We start from the raw sequence: 11552 nt of genomic DNA on the forward strand, positions 1-11552 counted from the left end.
AATCGATTTCAATCCACACCCCCGTGAGGGGGTGACCGGAGACCTCACCAAACAACAACAGAACGCAATCATTTCAATCCACACCCCCGTGAGGGGGTGACGTGAATTCGAATGCCTGTTCCGTACCATCGATATTTCAATCCACACCCCCGTGAGGGGGTGACAAATGAGCGAACGTTCGGAAGAAGACAAGAAATATTTCAATCCACACCCCCGTGAGGGGGTGACACTGCTGGTCTGACGTGTCGATATGATACGCGCTATTTCAATCCACACCCCCGTGAGGGGGTGACTTGCAACATGCTTCATGACAGCTTCGACCCATGTAATTTCAATCCACACCCCCGTGAGGGGGTGACTAAGAGGTACCATCTAACCAATTATCACGCATAATTTCAATCCACACCCCCGTGAGGGGGTGACAATACAGGCAGGCCTCACTTGCGTTGGCTCCGTTATTTCAATCCACACCCCCGTGAGGGGGTGACGCCGTACGTGTACAGCAACTTGTTGATGGAATTGGATTTCAATCCACACCCCCGTGAGGGGGTGACTATGGATGGCAGTTGCAAGTATCCGTACTCGTCAATTTCAATCCACACCCCCGTGAGGGGGTGACATGCTCCGGGCATATGGTGCGCGTCGTGCTGGAATTTCAATCCACACCCCCGTGAGGGGGTGACTAGCAACAAAATGAGCAAAAACCATACAAACTCTATTTCAATCCACACCCCCGTGAGGGGGTGACCACCACCTACAACACCATCGGCGCCATCTACGAATTTCAATCCACACCCCCGTGAGGGGGTGACGCGCTATGGGCTGTGGTAGTCAACGGGCTGACGGATTTCAATCCACACCCCCGTGAGGGGGTGACTTTGATGTCAGTATTGATGCGCTAATGGCCCGTATTTCAATCCACACCCCCGTGAGGGGGTGACTCGATGTTGTCGTCGATGCTTTGGGCCATCTGCTGATTTCAATCCACACCCCCGTGAGGGGGTGACTCTCGTAATTTACGAATGGCAATAGCGTATTTTGATTTCAATCCACACCCCCGTGAGGGGGTGACGATTTCCTGTCCGGTGGGAAGGTTTTCGGTACAGATTTCAATCCACACCCCCGTGAGGGGGTGACCACGGTGTAGTCGGCCGCCCCATCCTCCTGCTTATTTCAATCCACACCCCCGTGAGGGGGTGACTGCAAAAATGAGACATTACTTCTCACCATGCGAGATACAGTCTATCAGAATCCTTATTCATCCAACCCCATCCAGACAAATCTTGTCTCTCTATTCAATTATCAACGCATCCTGAGAAAGTCACCATGCTTCTCATGCCCAGTATATAGGAAAACCACGTCTCTACTTCCATCACAATAGCGGTTCCTCACACCAGCAAAGGTGCGAACCCACCACACTTTACTGAGCACTTCACCTTCACACAACACCATATGGACGAAATAAACAATCACAACATCATAATCCCGTCATCTGGCAGGTGCCTCTCGACACCTACGGCCTCAATCCGGTTCGAATACTTGGCGCCCAAATTGTAAAACCGAAGACTATCCAATCCGAGGTCCGCTATCCTCTCTAAACAGTCCTTGAGCACCGCATAATCAGCCGGAGTCACCACACACTCAAAAACACTGTTCTGAACCCGCTGACCATATCTCATGCATGTTTTCGCCACATTGCGCAAACGCCTCCGACCTGAAGACGTTTCCGTATTGACATCATAAACAACAACTACCATCATGTGCATCAACCTCGACCATCACGTGCCAAACAGGCAACGCTTCCCACAAGCAGGCAGACGACTCTCGTTATCCTCTATGCTGCGCAGAAAGTTCGCCCATTGATATTTCCCGATATATTCTGCCTTATTTCCACAACAGCGGCGGGTATCCATCCAAATCCCCGCGCAACGTCCTTGCCAAAAGCAACGCCTGCACGTACGGCACCAACCCCCACGGCAACTTTTCCTGCAGGTACGGGTGAGTAATCTCTTCCGATTTCCGTTTCTGCCACGCTGCAAGCACCGTCTTACGCCCCTTCTCGTTAAGCAGCACACCGCCATTCTCATGCTTCTCAAAATCAGTGGGTTTGACGACACCGTTATTAATCAGCGTCAGCACAAACCTATCTGCCAGAACCGGCCGGAACTCCTCCACCAAATCCAGCGCAAGCGATGCTCTTCCCGGTCTGTCCGTATGCATAAAACCAACATAAGGATCCAGCCCTACACCCTGCAACGCCGCAGCACAATCATTGGTCAGCAAAGTGTATACGAATGAAAGCAACGCATTAAGATTGTCCAACGGAGGTCTGCGGCTGCGCGCCTCATAGTAGAAATCATCCTTATGCTTCAGTATCAAATCATCAAAAGCGTAGAAATAATCTTTCGCCGCATTACCTTCAACACCCCTCAGTTCATCAATACTCTTCGCAGCAGCTATCGAATCAACGGCACTATGCAGCAGCATGCTTTGTTTCGACAGCCTCTCAACATTCACACGCAAAGAATGATCACGTTTCGTACGTTCCAACACCCAGCGACAGTTAAAGACCTTGCCCAAAATGAAAGCCTTCGCTATGGGCAAGCTCCTGCTGCCATCATCGGCGATACGGAACTGTTCTCGCCGCAACAGCACATTCCTGTTCTGCTCCCCAAGAACAGAACCGTAATACCGTCCTCGTGGGGAGAAGAACGAAAGCGCAACATTGAACTCAACACATTTCCCCATCAAAGAAGGAGAAGCGCCTTTGTAACTGAAGCACAGAATCTGCTCTATGGAACGAAGCGGAACAGCAGCCAGCTTCTTGTCACCGACCTGCACTATAACGTTGTCATTTTTTGTCGAAAGATAAGCGTCTTCAGTGGTGACAAACAAGGTATTCAAAAATCTTCGCATTTTCACTCTCTCCCGTATCAGGCTTCATCCAAGGCCTGCTCTATATAGCTTCGCACCGATTTTGCCTTGGTTAATTCCGGCAGACATAGGTTCTTCAACGAACAGGCGTTACATGCCTTGGTGCGCTTCGCTTTCGGAGTGCTCCCTCTCATATATACCTCATGCATCTGTGCGAACATCTGCACCACTTGATCACGTAAATCATCACTCAATGCAACCGTTTCTCTGCGTCGAGTCTCATGATAGTAGAGTGCGGCCTCCGGAATCCTGCACGCCAACATCTCTTCCAGACACATAGCTTCAGCACACAACTGCAGACGGTCCTCATCCTTGGCTTTCGAACGTCCATGCTTGTATTCCACAGGATACGCTGACCATGTACCGTCGCGCCCCTGCAGTTCGACACCATCGTCATCACTATGAAACTCGACGACATCACAAATGCCAGTGACTCCCAGTCGGCGCGAAAAAATCCTGAGCGACCGCATCAGCAGTACGTCACCGCGCGACTCTGATTGTCGATAATCGTCAGCTCGCCGATGTTCCAACTGCCCCTTGGCCGTTCGCTCATTTTCTTCCCATTGCTGCTCAATGTGAATCAATGCCCACTGCCTTTTGCAGAACGCAAAGTGTTGAATGCCCGAAAGGGCCAACCAATCCTCTTCAGGATATTCGGTCGGCCCTTGGGACAATCCCTGTGCACATCTACTCTCAGCTACAGCCATAATAGAATCTCGCAAAATGTACTGAACTTCGGCACATTGCATAATTCAATATTCACAGCACGATGCCTTCGACTTTTTCGCTCACTTCAACGCAGTCAGGTATACCATTGCGACTAAAAGCGACATCGTAATCGTCAAAGCTCCGCGGTGCAGTCACATCTTGTTTATGCTTCGCTGTAACACTGTCAAACAGCTTATATGATGGAGCATCACCCAAATCGTTACTATGCTTGAACACATACAGCTTACGTACAGCCATGTTGCCACGCGCTGCTGAACGGTCGAACTCGAACATGTTCAAGATTGCCTGCCAGAGCAGTTCAAGATCCTCCTCGGAAAAACCGGTAGTCTTCTCTGCTAGCTTGGCAGAAATATATCCATTCACACGGTAAAGACCGTAAGGAATGATGTATTTGCGCCCCATCGTGTTGTTCTTCGTCTCAGCGTCCTTCTCAGTTGTCACCGAAACCCTAGTGATAGTGACCTCTTGCGGAACTACTGGATCGATCGACTTCGAAAATCCCAACTGAACTGGTCCACGAACTTGTCCACATGCCAAACTTCCTTTGACAAACGTCGTCATAACAGCACCGAAAGTTCTGATATCAAAGAAGTTGGAGCACATATAATCGCGAATTTTCATGTCGAGATCAGGGTCATCATTTTTGGCTTTTTTGATGTTCTTATCCACGGTTTTGGCATCAGCATCAATGCCAAACGTTTCCAAGGCACCTGCGTCGAGCCTGTTAAGCGGCACTCGCTCCTGAACATAAATCCTGTTAGGCGATTTATCGTCATCAATCATCTGCACATAATTGCGAATCTTACGCTTCAAACACACGTCGGTAATAATCCCCAACCCGGTCTCTGTGTCGATTCGCGGCATATTGCCCGCATCAGGGTCACCATTGGGGTTACCGTTCTCAACATCGAAAAACGCCGAAAAATCGTAACGATTCTTGATTACTTCACTCATGGTTTTCTCCTACTTGTTGTTTTCTGTAGTTTCGTTTTGCGTCTTCTTTTCATAGCGTTTCTGTGTCTGGAAATAATATCCGAGCTGGAATGCACCTTGTTCAGGCAAGGTGAGACGCTTTGGGTACTGCTCACCAATATTGCCAGCCAACTCTCTGAGCTGCTGGCCCAGATACACTTGCTGCCCTGGAGTCAGGTTACGCAGCTTACGCATATGTTTCTCCGCAAGATCTCCCAAAAGAGGGAAAATCATAGACGGTGTTTGCGAAGCAGCTGAGAAGTACTTGTCTTTAATGGTGGTTTTAATGTCTGGGTTCGCAGCTGACTGTATCTGCTCATAGAGTGAGAACATACGCCCCAACACATAAGGGATGTGATGACTCTCTTCATTAACTGTCATTTGCAATACCTCCTTGGGGCATCCTTGGTTTGGACTACGAAGATAATACGCTTTGATAATCGCAGCTTTATCAGCGTTGATGTCTTTTTCAACGCGTATGCGCAGCATAACGTTAGTGAGCAATGAAGCTGGATACGGAGTACCCATGAAAACTGCACGGAGTACGCTTCCCACTAAGACAGCAGGTACGCCGCTCTTGGCTTTCTTATTCTCAGTCTGGTTGAGCATGCGCCAGAGCGGCATCGTTGACGTTTTCTCATACTGTGGCCTGACGATAGCTGTGTCATCATAGTGCTTCTTGATGTTACTAAGGAAAGAACCAAAGGTATCTTTCAGATAGAACCTAACAGACAGCCTGGCAGCATTTGGAGCAAGACCAAGAATATAGAAATGTTCCCCTGGGTTAAGCTTGAATCCATCTAAGTCAGCCATTTCCCCTTGTGCCAGTAACTTTACTGCCTGCGCTATGTCCGCTTCATGGTCACCCCTGTGTGTCCCTTCAGCACTTTCTTCCAGACCCAGCGCTTCCATAAGCGTCTTAGGGTATTGAGGATTGGCTGATTCTGACCAAAAAACTATAGTTGTGTCCCCCTGCAGCGCCGTACGCTGACGATCAGCAAGCAACGTATTAAGCGCCGTCACATATTTGTTCGCCTGCTCGGCGCTCATTGGCGCATTGCCGTTTTGTTCTTTCCCGTAGGAATTAAATGCAGCGGCGTTAAACGAAACCAATGAGGCGCCTACCGATTGCGCACCTGCAACGTGCTTGATTTTGGGATGAATGTTTACCGGAACGACCAGCTTTCCGTCCACAAGGCTTTCTTCCGTCTTAATCTCGCCAGACACTTTCTCGGAATCATCAGAAGCACGCGAGAAGTTATCTTCCCAAACGTGTGCGATTACGGCGTCTTCCATGACCGGCTGACCCTCGTGATACAGCATAAGATTGGCTTGCTTAACGATTTTCAATTCGTCATCATCAACCAACTCTTGCATGGCGAGATACTGCGGTCCTTTATCAAAGAAGGCTAACACTGCTTGAGCCGTTGGACTCTCTACTCCGGAAAGCAAACCTTTATGCAAATCACCGGATGCTTCAAAACACTTGTATGCACGATCCGAGGCCTTTTTATTATCAGCATCACCACTGAATCCAAGCAAATACGCTGCGGTATCACAGAGAAAATTAGCTCGAATACCACTCGAACGAACTACTCTCGCCGGAACAGGCATTTCATTGCGACGCTTTTTCTTTGTTGTATCGCCCAACGGAAGTACACGAATCAATTCACCTGCATCATCGATCTCCAAACCGACTGGGACATTAACAATTTCCTGACCGTATGCCGGAACCTTCCCTTTCTGCGCCAAAGTATCGAAGAGACGAATCAAATCTTCAATCATGAGACCACCTCGACGTCCCTCACATCCAGTACTCCGTCGCTGAGCTTTGCTCTAAAGAAAAGAGGATGGATGTGCGCCATGTCTCTGAAATCCATGTCATAGAGCATATAGCCCAAGTCCCGCTCGCCTATCTCGAACCCTTTCGGTTCATCAGGCTCTTCCCACAATTTGAAATTGGCAGGAAATTCTCGGCAGCCAAAGTAAGGAGTCCTGTAGCACTGCCCTTTTTGCGCACGTCTATTGAATATGCTGATGAACTTAGCTGGGGTATCACTAGGCGCAGCATTCCGTGTCATATTAAAATGTGCTTCAATAACGTAATGAACATCACGCAGATATATAGAAGCACGCTGTTGAATTGAATTCGAAGTGTAAATAACACTTTCCGGTTTCCCCAACATCATGGAACGTACTTTTTGCCCGCTCACAATTTCAGAAACTTCATTACGCCGTATGTTATCAAAGCGTATCGGATTCATGACCGTAATCTTGTCAATCTTCCAAAGCAATCCGGGATGGAAATATATGCCGTCCAGAATTCCGCGCGCTGCCGACGGTGTCATCACATCATAGGAGACACGTTCTACTGACATCTCAGGGCGTGTGAAGAGCGCCCCATCTCCCCACACTTCAAGTTTGACCGACATAGACGTGCTCCCTTACATCTCCGCATCTTCCAGATTCGAGCATACCATGCATAAAACTATCCATGAAATCAATCAGACATGTCAGAATCTGAACGTCGCCGGTCTGGCGTGGATTGAAATATGGATTAGTTGATGTGCATTCCCTCCCGAACTTTCGCATTCGCGAAGTCTCGAGGAGACACTGCTGTTCACACTGAAATTCCTCTTCCGTACTGCTCTTCTACATTCAAACCAGTTTTCTGGTTATAGAATGATTCGACATCACGTAAGACATAGCATTCTTCTTCGCCGGCATCGCCATCTCGCGAATATCCGAGGATGGCGCCGGCTCCTTGCAGATTCTCCAATTGCCGAGGCCATACATTCACGGCATACTTTCCAAGTTTGCGGAACAGTTGACGACTGTAATGCCCACTGACAAGCTGCTCACACAGGCTTTTACTCTCATCGTTGATCTGCACATAAACAGGAACTGTCGGGGAGTCGATGAGCTTGAATTTTCTGCAAATTTGTACAAATGGCATTGTAGGAACAAAATCCATCTCATGCATACGTAAAATCTCATTGCTGTCTAAGGCTTTGTCACCTTTCAAAGACAATAATCCCTTAAAATAAGCATGAATCGCAGCCAACGACTGTATGTCTTCATATTTCTTCATCACTGCATCAAGAGCAGAACGATTCTGGCTGATCATGCTTAAATTACCTTCGCGCGTAGAAAACACTTTGACTACGCATTCATCAGGCTCGCCATTACCTTCACGGTTGCATCTTCCGGCTGTCTGGAGAATGGAGTCCAATCCCGTTTTCTCTCGATACGCCGCAGGAAAATCAAGGTCAACACCCGCTTCAATCAACGACGTTGAAACAACCTTGCATGGCATGTCATTACCCAATCGCTCTTTTATCTGCGCAAACTGCTGTACTCGATCAGACGCACACAGCAGAGTGGTCAAACAGAAATACCCCTCATCACTCCCCTCTCCAACCATCTGATTATAAATCTGCTGAGCCTCCGCTCTGGTATTCACCACGCAGAGCACCTGCTTATGTGAATCGAGCTGAACCGCCAAGTCCAATAGCTCGACATCGCCGATGTACTCAATTCGGTTACGCCTGAATCCTGAAAAGTCATCTTCGCTCATCGGTGCAATTTCACGAATCTTCCTGCTTTTATCATCGAAGGCGTCGGCAAACAAATCGTTGAGTGCTGGCTGAGTCGCTGTGCAGAGCAGCGAAGTCACGCCGTAATGCTTCGTTAATTCCGCAATGGCTTGTACACACGGTTTTAGATACGGTACCGGAAGCGTTTGCGCTTCATCAAAGATCACTACGGAATTTGCTATGTTATGCAGCTTCCTGCACTGCGATGTCTTGTTTGAATACAGACTTTCAAAGAACTGCACCGCAGTGGTGACGACTATTGGCGCATTCCAATTTTCGCTGGCCAAACTCTTGCGTAAATCGTCGCCTGACAAGTCATCTTCACCAATAAGCTGATATGATGCCTCACCATAGTGAGGAAGTACAACACCAGTGCCGAATTCCTCCTCAAACTTTCCCACAGTCTGGTCAATGATTGAGGTATACGGAATGACATAGATGATTCTGCTTTTGTTGTGAGCCACAGCATGTTCGAGCGCGAAGGTCAAAGATGCATTGGTTTTCCCGCTACCTGTTGGAGCAGTAAGCGTATAGATATCGCTTCCCCAATCTGGCGAACTACCGTGCTGAGTGCACTGCCGAAGTAAATCGCAACGTTTGTTATCCAGCGTACTTTTATTGTCAGCAGTAAAGAAAGACTCGTTTTTATCTCTGCAAACCGCTAACAAGCGACGAAGTGTTTTTTGCTGGCTTTCATGGACTTTATCAGATTCAATTTCACACTGTTTGTGCATCCGCTCATATTTCGGAGCACGTTCATCCGCTAGATTCTCGGTGCCATATGCATCGTGGAAACCTTCAATCATTTGTGTTTCTTGTCGATCGACATCGAGGTTGGTAAATGATTCCGCATCCAACCGGTCACCATCAATCAAACATGAGAACAGCATACGAATCAGCATCATCTCGGAATATGACTCTTTTGAGTTTGTATACCCATTGGAAAGGTTTATGCCGTCAACGTTCAATTGCTCCTTCCAAGCACTATAATCGGGAACAACTCGTTTCAACCGCCCCTGTAGCGCCGAACTTTCACTTGTGGTGGTGCTGGCACCCAAATCGGGAATACCTGCATGATGCCCAGCAATGGAGAAAGGCAACAACGAATTACGCAATTCCTTCAGAGCAACCTGCGCCCCAGCCGTTGAATGATCAACATGCCGGCGTGTATCTGTGTGACGTATCATCTCTTGGAAATCATCCGAATATTTGCCGATATCGTGCAGCAAACCACCTACTAGACCCTCATCGAGATATCCGAATTGATTAGCGAAGACGCCCGCGCAACTGCCTGCCATGACAAGGTGTTCTACACAACTTTCATACCCATGATCGCTCGTTCTTGCGTAATATTGCATAGGAAATCCTTCATTTTATCCAGTTCAGATATTTATTATGTCTCGTATTTTAGATTACCTGATTTCGACTATTGGAAGAATCATTGCGAGTTTTCCCAACATCTCATGCTCTATGCACCTGGCAGCAATGATCCGTAGATGCTGCGGCAAGTAATACCAGCCTCGGGAAAGTACTCCAATGCATTGTTAATAGCTAAAAGACACGAACGCTAGGGTCACCGCGCTCAGCACAGCAGCCCCCAGCGTTCTATTTCGAAGACTTGCCACTCACACTGCAGCGGAAATCTCGTTCTGCTTACCCTTCGCCCCCTTGGCACTCGGCAGCCAGAACGAACCGACGAAACCGATGATCGCAAAGATCAGCATGATGATGTAGCCCCACTGGTAGCCCGTGGCCTGAGCTGCGGCCTGCGCGGCCTTGCTGGCGCCGGTTCCAGCGCTCGCACCAGCCAAAGCAATGACAAGCATGGCGATGGCAGTGCCGAACGAACCGCCGATTTGGCGTACGGTGGACGATGCCGCGTTGGCGTGGGCGGTCAGTTCCGGTTCGATGGCGTTGATGCCTTCGGTAAAGGTGGTCATCATGGTGAATGAGATACCTACCATGCGCACCGCATAGAGCAGGCCGATCTCGAGGAGGCTGGTGGAGGCGTTGAACCAGAGCATGGGCAGCGAACCGATGATGAGCATGGCGTAGCCGAACAGCGAGAGCCTGCGAATGCCGAACTTGTCGTACATCGTGCCGGAGATCGGGTTGCACAGCATCATCACGATGGCGCCGGGCATCATCACAAGGCCTGCGGCCAGCGCGCTTTCGCCTCGAGTGGTCTGCAGGTAGAGCGGCAGCACGAGTTCTATGCCAACCATGGAAATGTTGCTGATGGTGCTCAGTGCAGTGCTCAGGCTGAAACGACCGTTGGCAAACACTCGTATGTTCATGAGCGGCTTGTCGAGGTGCAGCTGGCGCACACAGAACATGATGATCACCACGATGCCGACCACAAGCAGCACCGCCAGCAGCGGCGTGACCTTGCCCGTATTTCCGATGTCCGACAGGGCGTAGAGCAACAGACCGAAGCCTACGATCGACTCCACGAACGAGAGCACGTCAGTCTTCTCCATCTTCGGAGTGGTGATATTGTGCACCAAAACGCAGCCGAGCACAAACGTCAGACCGCTGGCTACGGCAAGCACGATGAAGAGCATCTGCCAGCCGGACCACTTCAAGATCAGACCGGAGATAGTCGGTCCGATGGCAGGTCCCACGCCGATGACCAGGCCGGTGATGCCCATGGCCATGCCGCGCTTCTCAGGTGGGAACATCATGAGGATCACGTTCTGGATGAACGGCATGAGACCTCCGGCGGCCACGGCTTCGATGAGGCGTCCTGCGAGCAGCACCCAGAAGTTCGGCGCGAAGATGCACACGATGGAGCCAACAAAAAACACGCCCATCATGACGAGGAAGTTGGGCTTCAACTTGAACGAGTTGAACAGCCAGGCCGACATCGGAATCATGAGGCCGACCACGAGCAGGTACGAGGTGGTGAGCCATTGCGCGGTGGACTGGCTCACGGCGAACGACTCCATGATAGTGGTCAGTGCGTTATTGAGGAACGTTTCGGCCAGCAGAGCCACAAATGACCCGAACAACAGCACTGCCATCATGGGACCGCGCTGCTTGGAACTGATAAGATCCGCAGGTTCGGGCCCCTTCGATACCTGAGATTCTCCGTTATTCCGGGATTGCGAGCGCTTACTGCCGCTACCCTGCTGCGGCATTTGCCGCTTGGTTGTCGCCTGAGTCACTACATGCCCTTTCTATAGCTAGCTACATTTAATAGATTGCAGCATGCTACAGACATAGGCTCCCAATTTCGCGCATTGCATCAGCACAAGGCATATGCCTGGCCCGCGCTTTACCCCTACACAGCGCCCAGAGGCAAGAAATCACACGATCGTC

At 49.6% G+C, this 11552-nt stretch carries 8 protein-coding genes and 1 CRISPR repeat array (1 of these 9 cut by a window edge); all 8 genes read right to left on the bottom strand.

Features of this window, described 5'->3' with window-relative positions; genetic code table 11:
• Positions 1-1201: a CRISPR direct-repeat array (repeat unit 31 nt; unit sequence ATTTCAATCCACACCCCCGTGAGGGGGTGAC) (it extends 721 nt beyond the left edge of the window).
• A 268-nt stretch (positions 1202-1469) separates the two neighbouring features.
• The 8 genes from cas2 to AC3B5A_RS02260 all read right to left on the bottom strand — a co-directional run bounded on the left by cas2 (position 1470) and on the right by AC3B5A_RS02260 (position 11398).
• Positions 1470-1766: a CRISPR-associated endonuclease Cas2 gene (gene cas2 / locus AC3B5A_RS02225; RefSeq protein WP_489798445.1), complete on the bottom strand. Its 297-nt coding sequence runs from the start codon at positions 1764-1766 to the stop codon at positions 1470-1472.
• A gap of 118 nt (positions 1767-1884) precedes the next feature.
• Positions 1885-2916 (bottom strand): type I-C CRISPR-associated endonuclease Cas1c, encoded by a 1032-nt coding sequence (gene cas1c, locus AC3B5A_RS02230; RefSeq protein ID WP_489798531.1) that lies wholly within the window; start codon positions 2914-2916, stop codon positions 1885-1887.
• 17 nt (positions 2917-2933) lie between these two features.
• Positions 2934-3641 carry a CRISPR-associated protein Cas4 gene (gene cas4 / locus AC3B5A_RS02235; RefSeq protein WP_489798447.1) on the bottom strand — a complete coding sequence of 236 codons (708 nt, stop codon included), beginning with the start codon at positions 3639-3641 and terminating at the stop codon, positions 2934-2936.
• 52 nt (positions 3642-3693) lie between these two features.
• The gene (gene cas7c, locus AC3B5A_RS02240; protein WP_489798449.1) at positions 3694-4617 is read right to left on the bottom strand and encodes a type I-C CRISPR-associated protein Cas7/Csd2; all 924 of its coding nucleotides are present in this window, start codon (positions 4615-4617) and stop codon (positions 3694-3696) included.
• Between the two features lie 9 nt (positions 4618-4626).
• Entirely contained in the window at positions 4627-6420 is a 1794-nt protein-coding gene (gene cas8c, locus AC3B5A_RS02245) for a type I-C CRISPR-associated protein Cas8c/Csd1 (protein ID WP_489798451.1), read from the bottom strand.
• Positions 6417-7067, bottom strand: a complete 651-nt coding sequence (gene cas5c / locus AC3B5A_RS02250) for a type I-C CRISPR-associated protein Cas5c (RefSeq protein ID WP_489798453.1) — start codon at positions 7065-7067, stop codon at positions 6417-6419. The genes cas8c and cas5c overlap by 4 nt, the downstream gene beginning before the upstream one ends.
• A gap of 188 nt (positions 7068-7255) precedes the next feature.
• Positions 7256-9589 carry a CRISPR-associated helicase Cas3' gene (gene cas3 / locus AC3B5A_RS02255; RefSeq protein WP_489798454.1) on the bottom strand — a complete coding sequence of 778 codons (2334 nt, stop codon included), beginning with the start codon at positions 9587-9589 and terminating at the stop codon, positions 7256-7258.
• Between the two features lie 267 nt (positions 9590-9856).
• Complete coding sequence (locus AC3B5A_RS02260) at positions 9857-11398, bottom strand: MDR family MFS transporter (protein WP_489798456.1); 1542 nt, start codon at positions 11396-11398, stop codon at positions 9857-9859.
• Positions 11399-11552 lie beyond the last annotated feature (154 nt).

Source organism: Bifidobacterium sp. ESL1133 (genome assembly GCF_058107325.1).

Coding starts and splice junctions, on each gene's coding strand:
- cas4 (WP_489798447.1), bottom strand. CDS start 3,641: ATGGCTGTAGCTGAGAGTAGATGTGCACAGGGATTGTCCCAAGGGCCG.
- cas8c (WP_489798451.1), bottom strand. CDS start 6,420: ATGATTGAAGATTTGATTCGTCTCTTCGATACTTTGGCGCAGAAAGGG.
- cas7c (WP_489798449.1), bottom strand. CDS start 4,617: ATGAGTGAAGTAATCAAGAATCGTTACGATTTTTCGGCGTTTTTCGAT.
- cas2 (WP_489798445.1), bottom strand. CDS start 1,766: ATGCACATGATGGTAGTTGTTGTTTATGATGTCAATACGGAAACGTCT.
- cas5c (WP_489798453.1), bottom strand. CDS start 7,067: ATGTCGGTCAAACTTGAAGTGTGGGGAGATGGGGCGCTCTTCACACGC.
- cas3 (WP_489798454.1), bottom strand. CDS start 9,589: ATGCAATATTACGCAAGAACGAGCGATCATGGGTATGAAAGTTGTGTA.
- cas1c (WP_489798531.1), bottom strand. CDS start 2,916: ATGCGAAGATTTTTGAATACCTTGTTTGTCACCACTGAAGACGCTTAT.